Genomic DNA, 22,574 nt, shown 5'->3' with positions numbered 1-22,574 from the left:
GCGCCTGGTCCTTGCTGAGGAAGTTTCGAAGCGGATATTTGTCGAGGATGCGAACCGGCTCTCCCACGGGCGCCGCCTCCATGGTGTAGCGGACAGCATCATCACCGTCGGTGATTCCCCCACTCCTCGACCAGATCGGTGAACGCCTCCCCGGTCCGTCACGACCAGCACAGGCTGGCCGAGTTCTCGCATGGAGCGGGACGCCTCGTGGCTCGACACCACGCAGACGTTCTTGGTGCGCCGGAGAACGGTCTCGCCGACATCGCGTGCCCCAACTGCGGCACCCGGGGGGCAGTGGACCGAGCCGCGCGACTTCAACATGATGCTCAAGACCTACCTCGGCCCCGTCGAGGACGAGTCCGGGCTGCACTACCTGCCCGAGACCGCGCAGGGCATCTTCGTCAACTTCAACAACGTGATGACCTCGGCCCGGAAGAAGCCCCCCGTTCGGCATCGGGCAGATCGGCAAGTCCTTCCGCAACGAGATCACGCCGGGCAACTTCATCTTCCGCACCCGTGAGTTCGAGCAGATGGAGATGGAGTTCTTCGTCGAGCCGGGCACGGACGAGAACTGGCACCAGTACTGGATCGCGCCCGCACCGACTGGTACACGGACCTGGGCATCTCCCGCGAGAACCTGCGCCACTACGAGCACCCGCAGGAGAAGCTCTCCCACTACTCCAAGCGCACGGTGGACATCGAGTACAGGTTCGGGTTCCAGGGCAGCGAGTGGGGGAGAGCTCGAGGGCATCGCCAACCGCACGGACTTCGAGCCCCCGGCATGACCATGTTCCGGATGCCCATCTTCACGTGGAACACCCTCATCACCTCGCTCCTGGTGCTCATGGCGTTCCCCCGTCCTGGCCTCGGCCCTGTTCGGTCTGGGCATCGACCGGGTGCTCGGCGGCCAGATCTACAACCCCCGCTTCGGCGGAGCTTGCTGTGGCAGCACCTCTTCTGGTTCTTCGGCCACCCCGAGGTCTACGTCATCGCCCTGCCCTTCTTCGGGATCATCTCCGAGGTCATCCCGGTCTTCTCCCGCAAGCCGATCTTCGGCTACAAGGGCCTCGTCTTCGCCACCATCACCATCGCGGCGCTGTCGATGACCGTCTGGGCGCACCACATGTTCACCACCGGCGGCGTCATGCTGCCGTTCTTCTCGCTGATGACGATGCTCATCGCGTCATCGTGGTGTTCTCTTTCGTGGTGCTGATCAGGCTGGAGACGCTTCGTCCCAGCGGAGACGCCGGCGGTTCCTGCGGTGGTGGGCTCCGATGGTCATCGTGGCCACTCTGATAGGACTTGTCGGTCTCACTGGACAACTCCTGCTGAGCTAGCGACAACCCACTTCCCGGCCGAGTATCAAGCACGAACGGTTATGGACGCTCGCGTCGCAAGGAGCGTCCATAACCGCCCTGTTAGGTGCCGGCGTGCTGTCGGCACTCCATAGCGGGCCTGCCTCAAGTAATGGGTCCTGCAAGACACTATTAACATGACGTGATCCCCTCCTGTGGACATGTGGGTACCGGTGCCCGGCACCTGCCGCTCCACCTGTTGCGACCGCACGGCGCCGGCGGCGACGACAGCCTGTCAGGACTGGTATTCCGCCGGTCGGATCCTTTGAGCCAGTCAAACCACATGGGTGTAGTTCTCCACAGGGATCTGCACAGCTGTGGACCGCCGAGGGCGTTATCCACAGTTGTTCACACAGCGGTGGAAACTTACATCCGTGTAGTTGTCCCCAGCTGGGGACATACCTGTGGGTAACCAGCAAGAGCGCGTGGATGGTGGCCCTGCGGGCGCGGTGTGAGGGACCTACATCCGGGCCAGTGGCGGGGCCGTCGTCCGCAGCCCCCATGGTGGTCGTCCGCCGCCCCGCAGGGCGGATGTCTCCCACCCACGGTCCGGCGAACCCGCTGGCTTGGCGGCCGTCTCAGGCGGCACCGCCTCAGTGGCAGATCGTTGAGGACGTGCGCCAGCGCAAGCGCCTGCCGCGGTACCGCGTCCACCGACGACAGCTTCCTGCGCGCCTGCACCGCGTTGCGGATCTGATCGTCCTTGGACCGGTAGTCACCGTTCAGCTGTGTCTGCCGGCCGCCGAGGTCGTTCGTGGCCGCGGCCATCAGCCCCTTCCAGCCCCGTGCCCCCCCCCTTTGGCCCCGAGCTGGAAGTCATAGATCGCCTGCATGGGATCGCCGAGCAGTGTGAAGCCGGCGTCGTCGTCGAGCTTCCTCAGGGCCTCGATCACAAGATCGGCCCGCTCGCCAACGATGTCCTGCACCTCGTCGACGATCAGATGGGCGACATCTAGGATGCGCGGTTCGGAGCCATCTCTCAGTTCCGAGAGCGCCCGTCGGATGCGTGCGTCGAACGACATGCTCTCCCAGCCGCTCCTTGGGGCGACGCGTCGCGTCTGGGGTCAGAAGACGCGCCCAAAAAATCGAGAGTCCCCGTCTGGGGGGGGGACACCCCTCCCCATAAACAAAAACCCCAAAGGGGCGGCACTCGTTAGCTTAAAATTCCTTTGGAGCCCCTCTTCAGTTAGCAGCTGAAATCTCAAATGCAGCTTTTCGAGACAGAGTGCTGCTAGAAGGCTTTTTCTTCTAACTGGTCTGCTGATGGAGGCCCTGACTCCTGGCCAGGGCTCTCCACCAGCTATGTCGCTCCATGAATGCGAGGGTGGGACAAGTTCTGTCACTCGTGACAGCTACCGTGTCACCATGACATCTAACGTGTCACTAGTGACAAGTTCGATGTCACCTCACAGGACCGAGGGCAGCCACCAGAAGAAGAAGCCCGCGTACATCGCGAACACGACGGTGCCGAACACGACGTAGTGGAAGTGCGCCACCACGAAGTAGGTGTCGTGGACCTGGAAGTCCATCGCCGGGCTCGACAGGATGACACCGGTCAGGCCGCCGAAGAGGAACGTCACCAGGAACCCGAGCGAGTAGAGCATCGCGTCTCGAAGGTGAGCTTCCCGCGCCACATCGTGCCGATCCAGTTGAAGAACTTCACGCCCGTGGGCACCGCGATGAGCATCGTCATCAGGGAGAAGAACTCCAGCATCACGCCGCCGGTGGTGAACATGTGGTGCGCCCACACGGTCACGGACAGCGCCGCGATGGAGATGGTGGCGAAGACCAGGCCCTTGTAGCCGAAGAGCGGCTTGCGGGAGAAGACCGGGATGACCTCGGAGACGATGCCGAAGAACGGCAGCGCGATGATGTAGACCTCGGGGTGGCCGAAGAACCAGAACAGGTGCTGCCACAGCAGCGCCCCGCCGGCCTCGGGCAGTCGAACGCTCAGTCATGGGAACCCCTCTCGTCGCGCTTGTCGGCAGAACCAAGGCCGGGAAGAGCACCTTCAGACATGCCCTTACCGGGACGGGGGAGGAGGAGATAGGCCGAGACCAACGAACCACGAGACGGATCATCGAGTGGTGCGCGGGGCAGGTCGACTACATCGACACTCCCGGCGTCGGCGCATTCCGCGGGTCAGACGACACCGCTCTGACTAGGCTCGCGGCCTCGACCGCGGACCTGCTCGTCTGGGTGGTGTCGAACGACCCACCACAACCGCAGACGCTCGATGACGTCGCGACCATTGCGCGTGACGGCGCTCCGATGCTCGTGGTCGTCAACCACAAGCGCGCCCTGCTTCCCGAGGACCTCAGCGCAGACGCGCCGCCCCAACTGCTCACTCATCGCGACGAGCATGTGGCACATCTGACCCGAGAAGCTGGCGGCTCAGTGCCGGACGCCACAGGCCTCCCCTACCCCATGGGTCTGGGTGCCACGAGGGACGTCGACAACAGTGCCGTGGCCGGGGCGATCACCGGCGCGAGGCGGCCGCGATGGGGATCAACTGGAACTTCATGCCCGTCGCCGACGTCAACACGAATCCGGCCAACCCGGTCATCGGGGTGCGTTCCTTCGGGGAGAACGCCGACCTGGTGGCCGACGTCGCGGCCTACGTGGGGGCACAGCAGTCCGAGGGCGTGCTCACCTCGGCGAAGCACTTCCCCGGCCACGGCGACACGGAGACCGACTCGCACCTGGGTCTGCCGTCCGTAGGCTTCGACCGCGAGACCCTCGAGGAGGTCCACCTCAAGCCGTTCCAGGCCGCCATCGACGCCGGCGCCGACTCCATCATGACGGCGCACATCGTCGTCGAGGTGATCGACGACGAAGTTTGCCGCACCGCGGAGTTCAGAAGGAAGAGCGGCCCAGCAGCGATTTGACGCGGAGGTTCTAGGTACCGCGCGGGCACGCGACGCGCTCCGCGATCTCGTCGAGTTCTCCGCCCCAGGCCCAGTCGTCCTGTGTTTCGAGGCCGAGAATGAATGCTGCCACCGGAGCCTCGTAATCCGCGCCGCGATGGACCTCGAACAGCGGGCGTCTGCCTAGAACGCCAGTGCCGGATGCGGTCGCGTGTACCGTTTGGGCCAGAAGACACCCAGCACTAGGAATGATCGAGGATGCTGATGCTGGTTCCCGACAAAGAAGTATGTATCTTTGTTGCGCCGCACATCTCATCAAGAAACTTTTCTCTGTGAAGTTTCTTGGCCTCGTCGGGCGAGTGCGACGCAAGGGCCCGAGGCATCGTCCGCAACTTCGGTTCCGTCCAGGCATTGCAGGGGGCGGATTTCGACGTCCGCCCCGGTGAAGTCTCGGCCCTCATCGGGGACAAGCGCCGGCAAGTCCACGCTCGTGCGCATCCTCGCCGGTGCGACACCGCGAACGAGGGCCAGATCCTGTTCGAGGGCAAGCCCCTGACGCTCGCTAATCCCACCGACGCCCGCCGTCTCGGCATCGAAACGGTCTTCCAGGACCTTGCACTGGCAAACCACCTCGACCCCATCCAAAACATGTACCTGGGCCGCGAGATCATGAAGCCCGGCCTCCTCGGGCGACTTGGCTTTATGCAACGGTCAGAGATGCGTTCCCAGCGCCGAGGCTTTTTCCAGCCTCGGTGCCACTGTCCGCAACTTCAGCGGCCCCGTAGGAGGAATGTCAGGCGGCCAGCCAGGGTGATCCTATGCTGCCGAGAAAAGCCTCGACGCGAGGGACTAGCCGCCCGTACCCTAAACCGACTCAGGTGGTCAGGTAGAGAATACCAAGGCGATCGAGAGAATCGTGGTTAAGGAACTCGGCAAAATGCCCCCGTAACTTCGGGAGAAGGGGGGGCCTGAGGGGTGAGGCCACTAGCTGGCTAGCCTTTCGGGCCGCAGAGACCAGGGAGAAGCGACTGTTTACTAAAAACACAGGTCCGTGCGAAGTCGCAAGACGATGTATACGGACTGACGCCTGCCCGGTGCTGGAAGGTTAAGAGGACGGGTCAGCCGCGAGGCGAAGCTCAGAATTTAAGCCCCAGTAAACGGCGGTGGTAACTATAACCATCCTAAGGTAGCGAAATTCCTTGTCGGGTAAGTTCCGACCTGCACGAATGGCGTAACGACTTCTCCGCTGTCTCGACCGCGAACTCGGCGAAATTGCACTACGAGTAAAGATGCTCGTTTCGCGCAGCAGGAACGTGATGAGCATCTCCGGGCGCGGGGGCAGCCGGGCAGGTAGATGTCGACCGGGACGATGTGGTCGCGCCCTGCACGATCGCGTAGTTGTTGAACATCCCGCCCGAGGACGCGCACACGCCCATGGAGATGACCCACTTGGCTCGGGCATCTGGTCGTAGACGTTGCGGATGACCGGGGCCATCTTGTGGCTCACGCGGCCCGAGACGATCATCAGGTCGGCGTGGCGCGGAGATGCGCGGAAGACCTCCATGCCGAAGCGGGAGATGTCGAATCGCGGGGTGCCCGTGGCCATCATCTCGATGGCGCAGCAGGCCAGACCCATGGTCACCGGCCAGACCGACGACTTGCGCGCCAGGCCCACGATCGACTCGACCGTGCCCAGCATGAAGCCGGCGGGAACCTTCTCCTCGATACCCATGCGTGCTACCTCAGTCCCACTCGAGCCGCCGCGGCGCCACTCGTACAGGTACGCTTGCTCGGCCGTGCGGAAAAGACGGCATTTGCAGTCGCCTGCGCCCAACGACTGTGGCCGCTTCTGGAGCGGTGCGCAGAGAAGTCAGCGCACGGCGAACTGGATAAATTGGCCTCTGCGCTTGAAGCGACATGGCTTGCAGTTGCCGGAGAGCATGCTGATCTTGCCAGCGTTCCCGCACTCGACGAAGTTATGCCCGACGAGGATGATGTCGGCTGGACGCGCGAAGCTGGATATGCGCAGAATGCAATTTCCAGCATCGGTTATGCGGCATCCACCTGGCTAACCGGCGACCCGCAAGAAGCGACATGGGCCGCCCTGCAACTATACGAGGCGGCAGATTACGCGTCTCAGCAGTTGCAACAAGATATTGAGCTCAATAGCGGAGAGGCGGAAACCGCCTTGCGTGAGCATCCAGTGGTTCAGGAGGCCCTCGAGAGCATCGCCCTTGATCTCCGCGCTGTCGAATCCGGACTCGATTGGCAGCAGCAAGTACGACATCGACTACATGATCGACCTGCACCACCGCACCCAGAGCGAGTCGACGGCCAGCTGGTCTCCGGTCGATGCTTTACCCGACCACGAGCTCCGTCTCGCCCGAGCTGGTCGAGAGCTCCAAGCGGCTGGGCTCGGTCGTCTACGACGCCGTCGACCCGACCGGCTGGGGCACATCGGCAAGTACGTCGGCGGCACCGCCAACACCATCGGACGCAACGGAATCGCGGCCGAGTACGGCATCGCCACGCTGCTGTTCGAGATGAGGGGCATGGCCGACCACGAGGGTGAGTGGGCGATCCTCGGCCAGAAGAGCAACGGCTACCTGATCCGTCAGACCGTGGTCACGCTCGAGGCCACCGCGCGGGCGATCGCGGACGGCTCCATCGAGACGGCGGACACGTCGTTCTGGGACACCCTGCCGGAGCAGCAGACCAGGCAGTGATCCTGCGACCGGGCACCGAAGGCCCCCAGCAGACCACTGGTTGATAGGCCGGCGTGGAAGCGCGGCAACGCGTGGAGCTGACCGGTACTAATTGGCCGACAACTTGCCACAACACCAACACGTGTTGGAAGAAACGAAGAGTGCTACGCGTCCACTGTGCGGTTCCCGAGATACGCACCCCCCGACCCGGCCGTCGGGCACCGATATCTCCATAGAGTTACGGCGGTCACAGCGAGGGGGAAACGCCCGGTCCCATTCCGAACCCGGAAGCTAAGCCCCTCAGCGCCGATGGTACTGCACGGGAGACTGTGTGGGAGAGTAGGACACCGCCGAACACCCGTTACAAGGAGGCCGCAACTTTACAGTTGCGGCTCCTTGCGTTTCTCGAACATCCAGCACAGATGCATGCGGAATAAGTCCGCGAGAGGAAATATGTCCACGTCAGGGAACAACCAGGACCCTCGTAGAAGGACGCCATGCGGTACATGAAGCACTCGCCGTCGAGGATCGGCAGGCCGCCGTCGTTGACGACGTGGTCGCGATGGTGCGCGGGTCGCCGAGGCCGCCGTTGGTGTAGTCGGGGTTCTTGAGGATGTCTCCGGCCATGTCGACCGCCTCGGCGATCTGCGGGTCGTTGAACGGGATCTCGCCTGCGACCCACTGGTCGTACACGTCGCCCGCGGAGCGCAGCACCATGTCCTCGATGAAGTCGGTGGCCGGCCAGCCGGTGGCCCCACCGGACTCGATGCCCGCGCACCAGGGCTTGGTGGTGTCCGAGCCCTGCTCGTCGGCGATGGTCTGGGTGAGGGTCATCAGCTCGTCCCACGTCTTCGGGACCTCATCCCGTCCATCGTCGCCGGCCTGTTCGCCTTCGCGTTCTTCACGATCATCGTCGGGCCCGCCTACCGCTCCGCGTTCATGGGGCCGTCGCGCTCGCCGTCCTCATGACCCCGGTGGTGGTGCGCTCCGTGGAGGAGATGCTGCGCCTCGTCCCCAACGAGCTGCGCGAGGCCTCCTACGCCCTCGGCGTGCCGAAGTGGCTCACCGTGGTCAAGGTGGTGCTCCGGACCGCCATCGCCGGCATCACCACCGGCGTGATGATCGCGATCGCCCGCGTGATCGGCGAGACCGCCCCGCTGCTGATGACCACGGGCATCATCGCCACCACGAACAACGACCCCTTCGAGGGCCGCATGGCGACGCTCCCGGTGTTCGCCTACCGCCAGTACGCGCAGGGTGGTGTCGGGGTCGAGCGGGCCTGGGCCACCCGGTGTAGGACATGAGGCCCTCGTAGAGCGCCGAGCTGGTTAATTCCGAGCTCGGCGTACGAGATGAAGCCACGGTCCTTGCCGCGGGCCTCCTTGCTGAGCAGGAGGTGTCGGAGCACCTGCTGCAGTGCGTCCGTCCCGAGCGACCTCGTCGATGAGGGCCGTCGCCTCCGAGTCGAAAAGGTCGGCCTTGAGGTTGCGGAAGGTGAGCCCCTCGAGGGCCGCGCCTGCGTCGTCGGCGGAAGGCGCGCCGTTGTGCCCCTCGTTGACGAGCCGGAAAAGCACGGCCAGGGACTGATAAAGGTGGGTGCTCTCCTTGGCGCGCGGGGAGGTGAGCTCGACGAGCGTGAGGTCGCGAAGGCGGTCGAGGCTGTAGCCGCGTTCGTACTCGGACGCCCCATTGGGGAGGACGCCCATCTCCGGGGACGCCTCGGCGTAGAGCAGGAAGAGGATGCGGTACAGGAACCAAGACGTGCTGGACCTGGCCGAGCATCTCGCGGTGCTGACCGGTGGGAGACGGTGACGGTGGTCAGCACCGGGGACTCTTCGAGCGCACGGACGACCGGGGCCACCTTGATGGCCTCGGGACGCGTGCCGTAGACGGTCATCACCTTGTGCCGGCATGGCCTGCTCCAACCCGGGTCGAGCCAGCCCGACTGCTCCGCCAGGGGTGCGCCGGATCGACGCGGCGGACGGGGTTGGTCTCGGACATTAGCGGGGCGGCAATTCCGGTATGAGGGTTTTCGGAACGGCAGTTCCGGCCAGCTGAAAAGCCAAAATAGAGCCGCCCCGCGTGCGACACTCCAGCGGTGAAGGACGGGCCGGGAACCTCGGGGAGGATGCCCGTGACCCAGCGCGTCCGCGCCCTGCTGTACGGCAGCTGCGTCTCACGCGACGCTTTTCAGCATCTCGGCGGCGGCTACTTGACCAGTGAGCTATTACGCACTCTTTCAAGGGTGGCTGCTTCTAAGCCAACCTCCTGGTTGTCCTGTGCAACTCCACATCCTTTCCCACTTAGCACACGCTTGGGGCCTTAGCCGGTGGTCTGGGCTGTTTCCCTCTCGACCACGAACCTTACGCCCGCAGTCTCACTGCCATGCTCTCACTTACCGGCATTCGGAGTTTGGTTGACGTCAGTAACCTTGTAGGGCCCATCGGCCATCCAGTAGCTCTACCTCCGGCAAGAAACACATGACGCTGCACCTAAATGCATTTCGGGGAGAACCAGCTATCACGGAGTTTGATTGGCCTTTCACCCCTACCCACAGGTCATCCCCTCAGTTTTCAACCTAAGTGGGTTCGGTCCTCCACACGCTCTTACACGTGCTTCAACCTGCCCATGGGTAGATCACTCCGCTTCGGGTCTAGAGCACGCGACTGGTGCGCCCTGTTGGAGGAGTACGAGGAGGTCCCGGAGGAGGCGCCGAGGAGGAGTACGAGGCGGCCCCGCAGAGGCGCCGAGGACGAGTACGAGGAGGCCCCCGCAGAGGGCGCCGAGGACGAGTACGCCGAGGAAAGTAGGTAGGAGGCACGATGAGTGCAGTTACCACGAGGTCCCGGGGCGGGTACGTCGACCGTCCGTCGTCCGCATCGCTGGCGGACGTCGTCAACATTCTCGACAAGGGTCTGGTCATCGACGCTACGTGCGGGTGTCGCTGGTCGGGATCGAGCTGATCACCATCGACGCCCGGATCGTCATCGCGAGCGTCGACACCTACCTCCGGTTCGCCGAGGCCACCAGCCGCCTGAACCTCGCCGAGTCCGGAGGCAGGGACCTGCCCGAACTCATGGAGGGACTGACGGAGAGCGGGGCCCGTGGAAAGACCAAGGGCATCGTCTCGAGCGCGAAGGAGGGTTCCTCGTGCTCTTCGTGATCGCGTACGGCGGCCCCCACGCGCCGATGCACGGTCTGGTGGGTCCCTGGTACGGCGAAGCGCGCCGCATCCAGGCTCTCGCGTGTTCGCGGCGCTGCTCGCGGGCATCAGCGTGAGCATGGTCCTGCGAGCTGTCGGACGCGGAAAGAAGTGGACCGTACCGGTCGCGGCTGTCCTGTCGCTGGCTGTCGTGGTCGCGGGCTGGTCGAGCTCGGGGGGCTTCCGTGGGGACCAGCGACGGGCCGACATCGCGTTCACCCATCAGGTCGGCCCGAGCCTTGCGGCGATGCGGCAGTGGGGCGCGGCGCTTCCGCACGACGCGGTGGTGATCGCTGACCCGTGGACCCCGGCGATACATCTGCCCGCCTTCTTCGGGGTCGAGCTGCTGTATCCGCACTACCTTCATCTTTGGCAGAAAGGTTTGAGGGTCCGACACCTTTTCAACCTCCAGGGAGGCGGGAGGATTTAACCCCCCAACCCTTTCCATTGCCTTTCCGTCGTTGGATCAGAGGACTCACTATCCCCCTTTGTTTTCTCCCCTGCCACCGCATGAAAATGAGAGGAGAGCAGCGTCCGCCTTTTCGTTGCTATCTCGCGACAACAAACCCCTCAAAATCTGGTCCAGAAGATCGAGCGACTCGACCAAAAAAATGTGAACGAAAAGCTTTTTTCTGTGCTCGATCAGATCCGAAAAAAGGTTCACGGTGGAGTAGGGCGGGCGTGACGCAGGTTCTGCCGGTTGCCGGGAGGTATCTTGGGGCAAGTCGTCATGTCACCGTGACGCTTGGCGTAGTCCACGATGCTCATCTGAAACTTCAGACAACGGAGCCACGATGACGGGTGGAAAACGTCTCATCAACAATATCATTGTTTAGGATTCCAACTTCTCCCGAAACCGCGGGGTGCTCGCTGAAACTCTGGCTACCAAAGTCGCGTGGTGTCGTAATAGGAGTCTTGTCATTCGCACGCTGGGATACCAGCCGCAATGCCGTATCCAACGCCCTCGAAAACGAGCCGAAACCTCTGGGCGAATGCCATCTCCTGAGGGTCCTGGGCAAGTACTGAAGCGATTTCATTAGCGAGGTCCGTCGACACCCATTCGTCTGCATCGACAAAATAGATCCAGTCGTTACGCACGCCGGGGTGACGCAATGCGTAGTCACGTTGACCGCCATACCCGCGCCAATGTGTGATGTCTACTTCAGCCCCCTTCGCGCGTGAGATGAGCACGGTGTCGTCTTCGGAACCGCTGTCAACAACGAGGATTTGGTTGGCCCAGCGCACCGTGTCGATGCAGCGAGCGATATTGGCCTCCTCGTTCAGTGTTAAAATGACCACCGTAACTGGGACGCTGGCGACTGGAGGGCACTTACACACGCTTGGGGGCCTTAGCCGGTGGTCTGGGTGTTTCCCCTCTGACCAGAACCTTACGCCCCGCAGTCTCACTGCCATGCTCTCACTTACCGGCATTCGGAGTTTGGTTGACGTCAGTAACCTTGTAGGGCCCATCGGCCATCCAGTAGCTCTACCTCCGGCAAGAAACACATGACGCTGCACCTAAATGCATTTCGGGGGAGAACCAGCTATCACGGAGTTTGATTGGCCTTTCACCCCTACCCACAGGTCATCCCCTCAGTTTTCAACCTAAGTGGGTTCGGTCCTCCACACGCTCTTACACGTGCTTCAACCTGCCCATGGGTAGATCACTCCGCTTCGGGTCTAGAGCACGCGACTGGTGCGCCTCCGTTCGGACTCGCTTTTCGCTACGGCTTCCCCACCCGGGTTAACCTCGCCACATGCCACTACGGTGCCTCCGGAATGAACTGCACCTCCACCCCGGTCGAGCGGCACGTCCCCACCCCAGTAGTCCGTGTTGGGCCTCGAGACGGACGCGACTGCCCGGCGCAGAGTCGGTGATGGCGAACGGGCCGGTGCAGGTACCCATCGGGTCGGTGCCCGCGTCCGTGTATGCCTCGGGGGCGAGGATTCCTGTGTTCACGCTGGCCAGCCGGTACGGCAGGAGTGCGCTCTCCTCCGGGGTCACGACGCGGACGGTGTCCTCGTCGACGACCTCGACGGACGACACGACCGAAGGACTGAAGGCGCGCGGCGGCGCGTCCGTCCCCAGAACGTAGTTGAGGGCGGTCGCCACCGTCTCCGCAGTGAGCCGGGTGCCGTTCTGGAAGGTCAAGAAGTACGTGGGCTCGGGCGGTTCGCCCTGTCCGGGATCGCCCGGGACGGGAGCACCACGTACGACCAGGTGCTCGACATCGCCGAGTCGCTGAACCGCCTCGGCGAGGCGTCGGTGAGAACGGCACCGGCAAGGTCTTCGGGCACAACCACCAGCAGGAGTTCACCACCCAGTTCGAGGTGGACGGCGAGACGAAGACGGCGTGGGAGATCATCGTCGAGAACACGGACCCCCGGTACGTGACCTTCCAGCTCGACACGTTCTGGGCCGCGGACGCGGGCGTCGTCGCGGGCCTGATCGAGGAGCACGGGGACCGCATCGAGCTGCTCCACATCAAGGACGGCGACCTGAACGGCGACGCGCGGGGCATCCCGGGCGACGTCGGCGAGGGCGACATGGAGTGGGGGCCGATCCTCGAGGCCGCCCAGGGCAAGGTGAACTACTACGTCGTCGAGCGCGACGGCGCCCCGGCCGACATCGAGTTCGCCCGGGACAGCTTCGAGTTCCTCACCTGCTACAACTTCTGAGGATCTCTGGCAGTACCCACGCAGTGAATGACCGAGGCCCCGTCCACGCGCCCGCCGCGCCGCTGCGAGCGGTAGTGTCGGTCCGGTGCGCTTGGCGTGCCGCTGCGCGTGATGGTGACGACGACCTCCTCCTCGGGGATGAGGTCCTCGAGGACATCTCGCCGTCGAAGGGCACGATCGTGGTGCGCCGCTCGTCGCCGTACTTGTCGACGATGGTGGTGAGCTCCTCGCCGACGATCTGGCGCTGGCGCTCGGGGACGCGAGGATCGCCTTGAAGTTGCGGATCTTCGCCTCCTCCTCCTGGTACTGGTCGAGGATCTTCTGGCGCTCAAGGGCGGCCAGGCGGCGCAGCTGCATCGTGAGGATGGCCTCGGCCTGGATCTCGTCGATGTCGAGCAGCTCCATCAGGCCGGTGCGCGCCTCCTCCACGGTGGGCGAGCGGCGGATGAGGGCGATGACCTCGTCGAGGGCGTCGAGGGCCTTCAGCAACGCCCGCAGGATGTGGATGCGCTCCTCGGCCTTGCGCAGCAGGAAGCGGGTGCGGCGGACGACGACGTCGATCTGGTGGTTGACCCAGTGCCGGACGAAGCCGTCCAGGCTCAGGGACGCGAGGTGTCCCACGACGTCCAGGACGATCGTCGCCGGGGACGTCGCCATGAGCGCGGCGTTGCGCAGCCGCGCGAGCTCGGAGGTGTCGCCGGCGGGATGGGCGCCGGGGGCAGAATCAGGCTGCGGTTGCGCGGGGAGCCGGGCAGCTTGCGGAAGATCCGCTGCCGGAGCTCGACGGGCCGGAACTGCGTGGAGTGGGTCAGCAGCATCTCGGCCTTGCCGAGGAAGAGGACGCCGTCGGGCTGCAGCGCGAAGTGGAGCCGGTTGAGGATCTGCGCCTGAGTCTCGGCGTTGAAGTACATGAACGTGTTGCGGCACGCGAGGATGTCGACGTGGGAGATCGGGGCGTCCTGCACGACCGTCTGCCCGTGCAGCTGCGCTACCACGTGCCGCTCGAGCTCATGTACACCGTCGTGCCCGTCCTGATGATCGGCGTGCTCTTCTTCTTCTCGAGCAAGGTCACCGCCGACTTCCAGGACGTGACCCCGTCGACGCAGGCGGCCGGAACCACCTCCTCCGCGGGGAGATCACGCCGAGGCCGAGCCCGCGGACCAGGAGATCGAGGTCTACGGCAAGCAGTGGAGCTGGGACTTCAACTACCTCACCGAGGACGTCTACTTCTCGGGCGACCGCATCTCGCTGACCGGGCAGGAGGGCGTCGAGGAGACGCTGCCGACCCTGTACCTGCCGGTCGACGAGACCGTCACGTTCACCGTGAAGTCGCGCGACGTCGCCCACGCGTTCTGGATCCCGGCCTTCCTGTACAAGGTCGACATCATCCCGGGCCGGACCAACACGTTCCAGGTCACCCCGCAGAAGGAGGGCATCTACTCCGGCAAGTGCGCGGAGCTGTGCGGGGAGTTCCACGCCGGTCGGAGTGGTTAGGTTTGAGAGGTTGCCCCGGAGGGTCCGAGAGCGGGAATTGTTTCGGGTTCTGTCTCCGGTGTGTGTCTGTTCTTTGAGAACTCAACAGTGTGCCAAGTTTTTGATGCCATTTGAATTCTGGGTGTCGTGGCGGCCGGCCTCGTGGTTGGTGTGTCGTGGTGCCTGGGGTTTTGTTTTGTTTTGGTTGTCGTGCCTGGTCCTGCCCTGTCGGGGCCGGGTGCGTTGGCCTGGATTGGCCCTGGTCCTGCCGGTTGGTGGGGGTGGGGTTCTCCGTATGGATTGTCGGCCGTGCCTTTGGGGGTGTTGGTTCGGCGTGTGTTTTTACGGAGAGTTTTGATCCTGGCTCAGGACGAACGCTGGCGGCGTGCTTAACACATGCAAGTCGAACGATGAGGGCCCGGGCTTGCCCCGTGGGTCGGCCGCCGACTCGACCCTGCGCGCGCGCAGCCGCGAGGCCGGCCATCGTACGTTCACGGTTGATGTCGCGCTCGAGCTCTGCAACGCGGCCATGACGGTGAAGAAGAATTTCCCCTCTCCCGTCGGCGTGTAGGTGCCGACGAGCGTGCCGCTCAACACACGCAGGCCGATCCCACGGTCGCTCAGACTGTCCGCGATGGTGAGGATCTCTTTGGTCGACGACCGAGACGGTCGAGCTTCCAGACGACAAGGGTGTCGCTGCCGTCGCGGAGGAAGTCCAGCGCCTGCTCCAAGCCAGGGCGCCTGCTCGATCGGCTGCTGACCTTCTCCTCGAAGATCCGGATACAGCTGGCAGCCTCGAAAGCGTCGCGCTGCAGCTGGAGGTCCTGGGAGTTCGTCGACACACGGGCGAGCCCGATAAGCGATTGTTCCTTCAAATCTCGTAGGCCGCTGATCGATTCGAACATCACCGAGTGTCGGTCGATGATCTCCTGTCGCAACTTGACGATGCGCCTATCGGGGGGTCAGAGTCGTCGACGAAAGCCGACCCCATAGATCTCGCATGGGGCTGCTCGATCTGTCCCTAGTTTCGAGGGAGGGCCCGGGTGAAAGAAACTCTTTCCCTCGGGTGCCCCCGAGGGTATAAACCCCCCAGGGGGGCTGCCCCCGGGCGCGCTGCCCCCCAAAGCACGCTTTGAAACAAATACGATCATGAAGTGGCTCTCGGGCGATCAGTTCGTTGATCGCCTCTTGGGCCCGGCGCGCGGTGCCGCGCACACGGTTCCATTCCACAACCTCGTACGTCACCCTGCTCTCGCCAGTCTGACGACGTTGTGCTCATCGACGCACGCACGCACGGTGGACCGCTCATCTTCTAGATCACCGGGCGAAGCGAGAAAGATACGGAGCGGGAGCACCGCGAGTGACGAGCGGCACACCCTCGCCGAGCTTTGCTCCGGGAGGCTTCTTCCCCGTATGCTGTCCGAGGTCTTGGGGCGCTCCGGCGTCACGGGCGTCCACAGCAGTAACGGGCCCCCATCGTCTAGCGGCCTAGGACCCCGCCCTTTCACGGCGGTAGCACGGGTTCGAATCCCGTTGGGGTACGCACCACCAGCAGGAGAAGCACGACAGCAGTACCAGGCTCCACGCCTCACACGAGGCCCCGTAGCGCAGTTGGTTAGCGCGCCGCCCTGTCACGGCGGAGGTCGCGGGTTCAAGTCCCGTCGGGGTCGCCGGTACGGACGCCCGGTCGAGAGACCGGGCGTTCGTGTCAGGGCTCTGTAGCTCAGTTGGTAGAGCGTTCGACTGAAAATCGAAAGGTCACCGGATCGACGCCGGTCGGAGCCACGGCCGAAGGCCCCGCACCAGATGGTGCGGGGGCCTTCCTCGTCTCCCTCCGGAGCCGTTCCGCTCAGCGCCAACAAGTGGTACGCCGAGTTCGCCCGCCTCGTCACCCGCCTCACGCGCGAGGAGGACTACGAGGTCGACGAGAAGAAGCGCACCGTCGGCGTGCTGGAGCCCGGGATCGAGAAGGTCGAGGACTACCTCGGCATCGAGAACCTCTACGAGTCCCTCAACACCCCGCTCATCGGCTTCCTCAACAACGCCGTGAAGGCCAAGGAGCTGTTCAAGCGCGACAAGGACTACATCGTCAAGAACGGCGAGGTGCTCATCGTCGACGAGCACACGGGCCGGGTGCTCGCGCGCCGCTACAACGAGGGCATGCACCAGGCGATCGAGGCCAAGGAGGGGGTGACCATCAAGGCCGAGAACCAGACCCTCGCCACGATCACCCTGCAGACTTGTGTAGGATAGGTGGGAGACCGTGAAGCCGCCACGCCAGTGGTGGTGGAGTCGCGTTGAAATACCACTCTGGTCGTACTGCACATCTAACCTCGGTCCGTGATCCGGACCAGGGACAGTGCCTGGTGGGTAGTTTAACTGGGCGGTTGCCTCCCAAAATGTAACGGAGGCGCTCAAAGGTTCCCTCAGCCTGGTTGGCAATCAGGTGTCGAGTGCAAGTGCACAAGGGAGCTTGACTGTGAGACTGACAGGTCGAGCAGGGACGAAAGTCGGAACTAGTGATCCGGCGGTGGCTTGTGGAAGCGCCGTCGCTCAACGGATAAAAGGTACCCCGGGGATAACAGGCTGATCTTGCCCAAGAGTCCATATCGACGGCATGGTTTGGCACCTCGATGTCGGCTCGTCGCATCCTGGGGCTGGAGTAGGTCCCAAGGGTTGGGCTGTTCGCCCATTAAAGCGGTACGCGAGCTGGGTTTAGAACGTCGTGAGAGATAGGCCGGCGTGGAGCGCGGCAACGCGTGGAGCTGACCGGTACTAATTGGCCGACAACTTGCCACAACACCAACACGTGATTGGAAGAAACGAAGAGTGCTACGCGTCCACTGTGCGGTTCCCGAGATACGCACCCCCGACCCGGCCGGTCGGGCACCGATATCTCCATAGAGTTACGGCGGTCACAGCGAGGGGGAAACGCCCGGTCCCATTCCGAACCCGGAAGCTAAGCCCCTCAGCGCCGATGGTACTGCACGGGAGACTGTGTGGGAGAGTAGGACACCGCCGAACACCCATCCCAGAAATGGCCCTCACCACCCGGTGAGGGCCATTTCTGCATCCCAGGGCGCCATCATCCCAAGGGCTATCGGGATTACCTCAACGCCACGGAACCGGTACGGGGACAGGCGGCGCTCGAGTGGCGCAGTGGCTCGGCACCTCGAGGGGCCACACATCGGCATTCCGGTGATGACCGGAACCACTGCCTGCTGCAGCTGGCTCCGTCGCCGACTTCGACTGGGGCTTCAGCCACGTGCCGGACACCCAGCTCGCCGAGGCGACGCCGTGGATGGCCAACGAGATGTTCGAGCACATCGTCGACAACGCCGACGAGCGCAAGACCGAGCTGGTCATCCACGCCGGTGACTGGGTCAACCGCGAGTACCTGGACGACGAGCACCAGTGGCGAGGTGTCGAGCCCGCGGCTCGAGCCCTCGAGGAGGCGGACATCCCCCTCATGGTCTCGTGGGGGAACCACGACTACTCGGAGGACCGCAACGGCCGCCTGATGCTGGAGAAGTACTTCCCGGTCTCACGCCTGCAGGAGGGTCTCGAGGGTTCCCCCGTTCACGTTCGGAGGCAGCTTCGACATCGACAACTACGACGTTGCCGAAGCCAGAGCATGCTCCTGTTCCTCTCCGCATCCTCAACTACGTGGTCCTGCTCTTCGTCGCGGTGAGCCTGGTGTACATCCTCGCCGCCACCCAGCTGGATCCGAGGATGCTGTACGAGCAGCGCAACCCCCCGGTCGACCCCGCGTCGATCGAGAACGCGCTGCGGTCGTACAACCTCAGCGACCAGGTCCCGCTCCTCGAGCGCTACTGGACGTGGCTGAGCGGGGTCGTCACGCAGTGGGACTGGGGGCGCACGCCCTTCGGGGCCAGCGTCAACGAGGAGATCGGGACGCGGATGTTCGTCTCCCTCCGCCTGGTGGCGGCGGGATCGCTGCTCGGCATCGTCCTCGGGGTGGCGCTCGGGGCGTGGATGGCAGTGCGGCAGTACCGGATGAGCGACCGGGTCACCACGCTGGCCTCGCTGATCATCATCTCGACCCCCACGGTGGTCATCGCACCCGCGGGGTGCGCCACCCTCCTCGACTCCCTGACCCCCTATGGGCGCCCCCTGCCCCGCCCTCTCACGCCGACCGCACGAAATTACTCCCAAACATCCCTCGTCCCAAAAACTCGTACGCGCGGGAGTGCACGGGTGGGAAACGATCGTCAGATCACTAGGGCGCCCCTTGATTGGCGCCCCCCATGCAGAGCGGGGGGAGCCCCAATGACTGACACCGAAACTGACTTATGCCCCCCCGCGACTGACGGGGGTGGCGCCGGGGTGCACTCGTCGACAAAGCCAGGGGGCGCGGCCCAGACCGAGGGCTTCCAGTCCCAGATCTACAAAGCCATCTCGGTGCAGCGCCCCGTGGTGATCGAGTACCTGAAGTCGCTTCGTCGGGACAAGCCTGACGCCTCCGCCACGGAGATCTCGCAGATTCGCGGCAGGTAGAACATGAAGGTCTTCTCGAACTCCATGGCCACGTGCTCGCTCATGTGCTTGAGGACCGGGTCCTCCACGGCGATCTCCTGCGAGCCGCCGAGGTCGTCCCAGTCGCCGACCACTCGATCTTGTGGTCCTCGCCGGTGAGCAGCGACTTGGGCCGCGCCACCGGGGTGTGCCGGGAGTCGGCGGGTGCCGAGAGAAGCATGTCGTACTCGTACGTCCACGGCTCGTAGTAGTCGTGGATCGTCGGCAGCTTGGGGTTGGAGAAGATCGTGGCGAGCTTCTTCAGCCGGCCGCCCGCACGGAGCTTGAGCTTGCCCCGCCGGTTGCGGACCCAGCCGCCCTCCCAGGTGTCCTGGTCCTCGTACGTGCGCGGGTAGCCGAGGCCGGGGCGTCTGGCGGAACTTTGACCCCGCAGTCGCGTGCCGGTAGTCTTGGACCCTCGTGTGCATCCCATGCGCTCCCCGGTGCTCCCACTCGCCGGTTCTGGGCGCGGATGCAGGCAGCGAGCAAGAACCAGACCATGGGTCCGCAGTGCCGCCATAGCTGCACCCCGACGAGAGAACGCTGAAGAACCGAGGCTACGCCCGTGCGCACGTACACACCGAGCCCGGCGACGTCACGAAGACTGGTACGTCATCGACGCTACGACGTCGTCCTCGGCCGACTGGCGACCCAGGTCGCACCCTGCTCCGTGGGAAGCACAAGCCGACCTTCGCCCCGCACGTGGACAACGGCGACTTCGTCATCGTCATCAACGCTGACAAGGTTGCTCTGACCGGAAGCAAGCGCGAGAACAAGATCGCGTACCGCCACTCCGGCTACCCGGGCGGGCTGAAGGCCACCAACTACGCCGAGCTGCTCGCCCGGTTCCCGGAGCGCGCCGTGGAGAAGGCTGTCCGCGGCATCGTCTTCCAGGATCCGCACGCGGCAATGGATCCGCGGATGACCATCGGGGAGAGTCTCACAGCGGTCCTGGCGCAGCACCGGATCTGCGAGCCCCAGGACCGGCGTGCGCGAGTCGCCGAGAGACTTGACGAGGTGGGCTCGACGCGACCTACCTCGACCGCTACCCCAGCGAGTGTTCCGGTGGGCAGCTCCAGCGTGTCGGCATAGCGCGCGCTCTGCTGCTCGATCCGAAGATCCTCTCTGCGACGAGCCTACTTCCGCCCTGGACGCCTCGGTCCAGGCCAGGGTGCTCAACCTCATCAGCAAGCTCCGCAGGGAGCGAGAGCTGACGCTGATCATGATCTCGCACGACCTGCGCGTGGTGCGGTTCCTCTGTGATCGCGTCGCGGTGATGTACCTGGGCCAGATCGTCGAGGTCGCCGAGAGCGAGGCCCTCTTCACCGGCGCGATGCACCCCTACACGATCGCGCTGCTCGAGGCCGCCGCCCAGCACCAGCATCAGCTGTGCCGTGGCAATCACGAGCAGCGGCACGATCGCGCCACGCCGCCCCCGTCCCTGCAGTAGTCAAGCTCTCGTCTCCTTCACGCATGGCCGGCAGAAGCCGCCCTGGCCCTCATCCAGGTTCTGACGCGCCAGGAGGCGCTGAGAACAGGGGACACTGACGCATACCCCCCGGGCGGGGGGTACGCCCTTCGCGACCCGTATACCCCAGTAGGGGGGTATCTAGAGAAGCGGGGCCGGCTGTGTCGTGCCCCCACGTCCCGTCCGCACTGCACCGGGGGGGGGTTGACGGGGAATACGGGCGGAGGCGTGTACGTTGCACACACAGGTACCCCCCCAGGGGGGTACCTCCAAGGAGAGGGGAGAAGCTGTGAGCATCAACGAGCTCGAGTACCAGGTGACCGGCATGACGTGCGGCCACTGCGAGATGGCCGTCCGCGAGGAGGTCGGCACCGGCCGCCGCGCTCGTCGCCGCGGTGCGCGACCGGTGCGGCGATCGTCGTGCTGCGTCCGTCTTCGCCACGCCCACCTGACGAGCGCGGGGGAGTTCTCCCCGCCCGAGCGGGGCGGTAGGGGAGTTGTCCCCATGGTCGGTGGGCGACAAGGCGCATTTCGGACCGGTAGGAATGTTCCCAGCGGATCCCGCCGGCAGGCGGCGGGTCCTCGATCCCACGAGGGGGAGTGACGCACGATGTCGAACATCAACGTCTCCTACGACGAGATGCAGCGCGAGGCCAACAACCTGGTCACGGCGAAGGACCAGATCATCGCGGACCTGAACCGGCTGCAGGCGCAGATCCAGGGGCTGGTGGAGTCCGGGTTCGTCACGGACCAGGCCTCGGTGCGGTTCAACGAGTCCTACCAGCAGTTCACCACCGGGGCGCAGCAGACGATGCGGCGTAGCGACGAACACCGCGGCGCTGTAGCCGGACATGTGGTGCGAGATGCCGGAGAGCCACCACGGCATCTGCCGCCCGCGACGAAGAAGTCGCTCGAGTCGTGGATGCGGGCCTTGGCCCACAGCCCGATGCGACCATGACGAAGAAGTAGCCGCCGAGCACGAGCCAGTCGAGAACGCCCATCGTCCCTCACCTCCTCAGTGGGGACGCCCGTTGGTGTCCCGGTTGGGGAGCGATGGTTGCGTGCAACCGTTTGCATGTCAATGGTTCCGGGCGCGTATGGTGAGTCCGTGGCCAGGAGACGCTCGGATCGTCCGGCCGTCCCGACACTCAAGATGGTGAGGCCGCGGCGATCGCGTCCAGCTCGAACATGTTGCCCGCGGCGGGCTGTGCGCCGTTCGAGCGCGACGAGTACACGACGGCGACGGAGGCCAGGAAGCCCATGTTGACGAAGATCCAGAAGTTCACCTTCTTGACCTTCACGCCCGAGAGCTGCGCCGCAGCGAGGTTGCCGCCGATGGCGTAGACGTGCCGCCCGAAGATGCTGCGCTTCGCACGCCGGCGAGGATCAGCAGCGCCAGGAGGAGGAGGACGATCGGCAGCCCGCGGCTCCGGGAGAGCTGGTAGGCGAAGGCCATGACGACCGCCGCCACCAGGACCAGCTTGAGCACGAAGAGCGGCATGGACTCCACGGGCTGCTTGTACTCGATCTGGCGGCGCCGCGTGCGGTAGGCGTTGAAGGCGTACCCGGCCACCCCGATCGCCGCGATGACGAGGGTGAAGACGTCGAAGCCCTGACCGCCGAGCAGGCCGTTGAGGAAGGGCGCGGATCGGCGGCGGCAGCGGCCCGCTCCTCATCGTTTCTCACCCGTACGGACGATACGCACGGTCCGGCGCCAGTGTGGCGGAAATTGCCACACCTCGGCGACGCTCGGTTCTAGGTTCGATTGTGCAGACCGCTCTCGGTGCCGCCTCGCTCGCCGGCTTGGCCGCATCGTGGTGTTCTCTTTCGTGGTGCTGATCAGGCTGGAGACGCTTACGTCCCAGCGGAGAGCCGGCGGTTCCTGCGGTGGTGGGCTCCGATGGTCATCGTGGCCACTCTGATAGGACTTGTCGGTCTCACTGGACAACTCCTGCTGAGCTAGCGACAACCCACTTCCCGGCCGAGTATCAAGCACGAACGGTTATGGACGCTCGCGTCGCAAGGAGCGTCCATAACCGCCCTGTTAGGTGCCGGCGTGCTGTCGGCACTCCATAGCGGGCCTGCCTCAAGTAATGGGTCCTGCAAGACACTATTAACATGACGTGATCCCAGCCACTGGGCGCCCTCTGCTCGATTGCAGGTTCCGCATCGGGTCGTCCCATCCAGTTAGGACCACTGCGACCAGTGCGATGACCACCGCGGCTAACGTCGCACCGATCAGCGCGCCAACACAGATGCCGACGGCCAGGAGCCGCCCGAGCAAGCGGA

16 protein-coding genes, 3 tRNA genes, 2 rRNA genes, 16 pseudogenes and 4 other annotated features are annotated in these 22,574 nt (G+C 64.4%); of the genes and pseudogenes, 25 read left to right on the top strand and 12 right to left on the bottom strand.

Annotated features, from left to right (window positions below; genetic code table 11):
* Window positions 1-240 precede the first annotated feature (240 nt).
* Both DA06_RS28195 and DA06_RS28190 read left to right on the top strand, forming a co-directional pair.
* A pseudogene (locus tag DA06_RS28195) lies at window positions 241-773 on the top strand (aminoacyl--tRNA ligase-related protein); the annotation flags it as partial.
* Window positions 774-781: 8 nt separating this feature from the next.
* Window positions 782-1,213 carry a cbb3-type cytochrome c oxidase subunit I gene (locus tag DA06_RS28190; RefSeq protein WP_418606621.1) on the top strand — a complete coding sequence of 144 codons (432 nt, stop codon included), beginning with the start codon at window positions 782-784 and terminating at the stop codon, window positions 1,211-1,213.
* A gap of 909 nt (window positions 1,214-2,122) precedes the next feature.
* Here the strand turns inward: DA06_RS28190 and DA06_RS28185 are convergent.
* Both DA06_RS28185 and DA06_RS28180 read right to left on the bottom strand, forming a co-directional pair.
* Window positions 2,123-2,377: an AAA family ATPase gene (locus DA06_RS28185; RefSeq protein WP_418606619.1), complete on the bottom strand. Its 255-nt coding sequence runs from the start codon at window positions 2,375-2,377 to the stop codon at window positions 2,123-2,125.
* A gap of 384 nt (window positions 2,378-2,761) precedes the next feature.
* Window positions 2,762-3,228, bottom strand: a pseudogene (locus tag DA06_RS28180) (cbb3-type cytochrome c oxidase subunit I).
* 83 nt (window positions 3,229-3,311) lie between these two features.
* Here DA06_RS28180 and DA06_RS28175 point away from each other — a divergent pair.
* The 3 pseudogenes from DA06_RS28175 to DA06_RS28165 form a co-directional block, all read left to right on the top strand.
* A pseudogene (locus DA06_RS28175) lies at window positions 3,312-3,632 on the top strand (GTPase domain-containing protein); the annotation flags it as partial.
* 215 nt (window positions 3,633-3,847) lie between these two features.
* Window positions 3,848-4,243: pseudogene (locus DA06_RS28170) on the top strand (glycoside hydrolase family 3 N-terminal domain-containing protein); the annotation flags it as partial.
* 37 nt (window positions 4,244-4,280) lie between these two features.
* A pseudogene (locus DA06_RS28165) lies at window positions 4,281-4,409 on the top strand (hypothetical protein); the annotation flags it as partial.
* 717 nt (window positions 4,410-5,126) lie between these two features.
* Window positions 5,127-5,488: a sequence feature (23S ribosomal RNA rRNA prediction is too short), on the top strand.
* Window positions 5,489-5,533: 45 nt separating this feature from the next.
* Here DA06_RS28165 and DA06_RS28160 read toward each other — a convergent pair.
* Window positions 5,534-5,954 (bottom strand): annotated as a pseudogene (locus DA06_RS28160) (NuoB/complex I 20 kDa subunit family protein); the annotation flags it as partial.
* A 54-nt stretch (window positions 5,955-6,008) separates the two neighbouring features.
* On the opposite strand from DA06_RS28160, the pseudogene DA06_RS28155 reads away from it, so the two are divergent.
* The 3 genes and pseudogenes from DA06_RS28155 to rrf (DA06_RS28145) all read left to right on the top strand — a co-directional run.
* Window positions 6,009-6,416 (top strand): annotated as a pseudogene (locus DA06_RS28155) (hypothetical protein); the annotation flags it as partial.
* 100 nt (window positions 6,417-6,516) lie between these two features.
* Complete coding sequence (locus DA06_RS28150; RefSeq protein WP_418608469.1) at window positions 6,517-6,948, top strand: hypothetical protein; 432 nt, start codon at window positions 6,517-6,519, stop codon at window positions 6,946-6,948.
* Window positions 6,949-7,166: 218 nt separating this feature from the next.
* Window positions 7,167-7,283: ribosomal RNA gene (gene rrf / locus DA06_RS28145) — 5S ribosomal RNA — on the top strand.
* A 106-nt stretch (window positions 7,284-7,389) separates the two neighbouring features.
* Here the strand turns inward: rrf (DA06_RS28145) and DA06_RS28140 are convergent.
* Window positions 7,390-7,761 carry a hypothetical protein gene (locus tag DA06_RS28140; RefSeq protein WP_418606618.1) on the bottom strand — a complete coding sequence of 124 codons (372 nt, stop codon included), beginning with the start codon at window positions 7,759-7,761 and terminating at the stop codon, window positions 7,390-7,392.
* Between the two features lie 27 nt (window positions 7,762-7,788).
* Here DA06_RS28140 and DA06_RS28135 point away from each other — a divergent pair.
* Window positions 7,789-8,213, top strand: a pseudogene (locus DA06_RS28135) (PstA family ABC transporter permease); the annotation flags it as partial.
* Between the two features lie 42 nt (window positions 8,214-8,255).
* On the opposite strand, the gene DA06_RS28130 reads toward DA06_RS28135, so the two are convergent.
* Window positions 8,256-8,633: a hypothetical protein gene (locus tag DA06_RS28130; protein ID WP_418606617.1), complete on the bottom strand. Its 378-nt coding sequence runs from the start codon at window positions 8,631-8,633 to the stop codon at window positions 8,256-8,258.
* A gap of 404 nt (window positions 8,634-9,037) precedes the next feature.
* Window positions 9,038-9,631, bottom strand: a sequence feature (23S ribosomal RNA rRNA prediction is too short).
* A 118-nt stretch (window positions 9,632-9,749) separates the two neighbouring features.
* Here DA06_RS28130 and DA06_RS28125 point away from each other — a divergent pair.
* The 3 genes from DA06_RS28125 (at window position 9,750) to DA06_RS28115 (ending at window position 10,559) form a co-directional block, all read left to right on the top strand.
* Window positions 9,750-9,890 (top strand): hypothetical protein, encoded by a 141-nt coding sequence (locus tag DA06_RS28125; RefSeq protein ID WP_418606616.1) that lies wholly within the window; start codon window positions 9,750-9,752, stop codon window positions 9,888-9,890.
* A complete protein-coding gene (locus tag DA06_RS28120) occupies window positions 9,860-10,090 on the top strand; it encodes a hypothetical protein (protein ID WP_418606615.1) in 231 nt (76 codons plus the stop codon). Before DA06_RS28125 ends, DA06_RS28120 begins: the two co-directional genes overlap by 31 nt.
* An 82-nt stretch (window positions 10,091-10,172) precedes the next feature.
* The gene (locus tag DA06_RS28115) at window positions 10,173-10,559 is read left to right on the top strand and encodes a DUF6541 family protein (RefSeq protein ID WP_418606614.1); all 387 of its coding nucleotides are present in this window, start codon (window positions 10,173-10,175) and stop codon (window positions 10,557-10,559) included.
* A 488-nt stretch (window positions 10,560-11,047) separates the two neighbouring features.
* Here the strand turns inward: DA06_RS28115 and DA06_RS28110 are convergent, their stop codons facing one another.
* Both DA06_RS28110 and DA06_RS28105 read right to left on the bottom strand, forming a co-directional pair.
* Window positions 11,048-11,374: a glycosyltransferase gene (locus DA06_RS28110; protein WP_418606613.1), complete on the bottom strand. Its 327-nt coding sequence runs from the start codon at window positions 11,372-11,374 to the stop codon at window positions 11,048-11,050.
* 4 nt (window positions 11,375-11,378) lie between these two features.
* Window positions 11,379-11,895 (bottom strand) — a sequence feature (23S ribosomal RNA rRNA prediction is too short).
* Window positions 11,896-11,972: 77 nt separating this feature from the next.
* Window positions 11,973-12,281, bottom strand: a pseudogene (locus tag DA06_RS28105) (ABC transporter substrate-binding protein); the annotation flags it as partial.
* Window positions 12,282-12,460: 179 nt separating this feature from the next.
* Between DA06_RS28105 and DA06_RS28100 the strand changes: the two are divergent.
* A complete protein-coding gene (locus DA06_RS28100) occupies window positions 12,461-12,808 on the top strand; it encodes a sugar phosphate isomerase/epimerase family protein (protein WP_052437113.1) in 348 nt (115 codons plus the stop codon).
* 29 nt (window positions 12,809-12,837) lie between these two features.
* Here the strand turns inward: DA06_RS28100 and DA06_RS28095 are convergent.
* Both DA06_RS28095 and DA06_RS28090 read right to left on the bottom strand, forming a co-directional pair.
* A pseudogene (locus tag DA06_RS28095) lies at window positions 12,838-13,414 on the bottom strand (DNA gyrase subunit A); the annotation flags it as partial.
* Entirely contained in the window at window positions 13,408-13,773 is a 366-nt protein-coding gene (locus tag DA06_RS28090) for a CheR family methyltransferase (protein WP_418606612.1), read from the bottom strand. The pseudogene DA06_RS28095 and the gene DA06_RS28090, both read right to left, overlap by 7 nt.
* Between DA06_RS28090 and DA06_RS28085 the strand changes: the two are divergent.
* A pseudogene (locus tag DA06_RS28085) lies at window positions 13,774-14,290 on the top strand (cytochrome c oxidase subunit II); the annotation flags it as partial.
* Window positions 14,291-14,901: 611 nt separating this feature from the next.
* Here DA06_RS28085 and DA06_RS28080 read toward each other — a convergent pair.
* Window positions 14,902-15,219, bottom strand: a complete 318-nt coding sequence (locus DA06_RS28080; RefSeq protein WP_418606611.1) for a recombinase family protein — start codon at window positions 15,217-15,219, stop codon at window positions 14,902-14,904.
* 536 nt (window positions 15,220-15,755) lie between these two features.
* On the opposite strand from DA06_RS28080, the gene DA06_RS28075 reads away from it, so the two are divergent.
* From DA06_RS28075 to DA06_RS28045, 7 genes and pseudogenes are all read left to right on the top strand, one after another.
* Window positions 15,756-15,829 (top strand) — tRNA-Glu (locus DA06_RS28075).
* 48 nt (window positions 15,830-15,877) lie between these two features.
* A tRNA-Asp gene (locus DA06_RS28070) sits at window positions 15,878-15,951 on the top strand.
* Between the two features lie 42 nt (window positions 15,952-15,993).
* Window positions 15,994-16,066: transfer RNA gene (locus DA06_RS28065), tRNA-Phe, on the top strand.
* A gap of 21 nt (window positions 16,067-16,087) precedes the next feature.
* Window positions 16,088-16,465, top strand: a pseudogene (locus tag DA06_RS28060) (preprotein translocase subunit SecA); the annotation flags it as partial.
* Window positions 16,466-16,483: 18 nt separating this feature from the next.
* Window positions 16,484-17,022, top strand: a sequence feature (23S ribosomal RNA rRNA prediction is too short).
* A 166-nt stretch (window positions 17,023-17,188) separates the two neighbouring features.
* Window positions 17,189-17,305, top strand: a 5S ribosomal RNA gene (gene rrf / locus DA06_RS28055).
* A gap of 241 nt (window positions 17,306-17,546) precedes the next feature.
* A complete protein-coding gene (locus DA06_RS28050; protein WP_418606610.1) occupies window positions 17,547-17,972 on the top strand; it encodes a metallophosphoesterase family protein in 426 nt (141 codons plus the stop codon).
* Window positions 17,948-18,799 carry a hypothetical protein gene (locus tag DA06_RS28045; RefSeq protein ID WP_418606609.1) on the top strand — a complete coding sequence of 284 codons (852 nt, stop codon included), beginning with the start codon at window positions 17,948-17,950 and terminating at the stop codon, window positions 18,797-18,799. The genes DA06_RS28050 and DA06_RS28045 overlap by 25 nt, the downstream gene beginning before the upstream one ends.
* Here the strand turns inward: DA06_RS28045 and narY are convergent.
* Window positions 18,778-19,187 (bottom strand): annotated as a pseudogene (narY, locus tag DA06_RS28040) (nitrate reductase subunit beta); the annotation flags it as partial. The gene DA06_RS28045 and the pseudogene narY sit on opposite strands and share 22 nt — an antisense overlap.
* Before the next feature lie 195 nt (window positions 19,188-19,382).
* On the opposite strand from narY, the pseudogene rplM reads away from it, so the two are divergent.
* From rplM to DA06_RS28020, 4 genes and pseudogenes are all read left to right on the top strand, one after another.
* Window positions 19,383-19,726: pseudogene (gene rplM / locus DA06_RS28035) on the top strand (50S ribosomal protein L13); the annotation flags it as partial.
* A 161-nt stretch (window positions 19,727-19,887) separates the two neighbouring features.
* A pseudogene (locus DA06_RS28030) lies at window positions 19,888-20,031 on the top strand (hypothetical protein); the annotation flags it as partial.
* Window positions 19,989-20,267: a hypothetical protein gene (locus tag DA06_RS28025; protein WP_418606608.1), complete on the top strand. Its 279-nt coding sequence runs from the start codon at window positions 19,989-19,991 to the stop codon at window positions 20,265-20,267. The pseudogene DA06_RS28030 and the gene DA06_RS28025, both read left to right, overlap by 43 nt.
* Before the next feature lie 628 nt (window positions 20,268-20,895).
* Window positions 20,896-21,243, top strand: coding sequence for a WXG100 family type VII secretion target (locus tag DA06_RS28020; RefSeq protein WP_418606607.1), 348 nt, complete (start codon window positions 20,896-20,898; stop codon window positions 21,241-21,243).
* Window positions 21,244-21,448: 205 nt separating this feature from the next.
* Here DA06_RS28020 and DA06_RS28015 read toward each other — a convergent pair.
* Window positions 21,449-21,924, bottom strand: a pseudogene (locus DA06_RS28015) (ABC transporter permease subunit); the annotation flags it as partial.
* Between the last annotated feature and the right edge of the window lie 650 nt (window positions 21,925-22,574).

It is taken from the genome of Georgenia sp. SUBG003 (assembly GCF_000715355.2).
GTDB lineage: Bacteria > Actinomycetota > Actinomycetes > Actinomycetales > Actinomycetaceae > Georgenia.
This window is presented reverse-complemented; position numbering and strand designations above follow the sequence as displayed.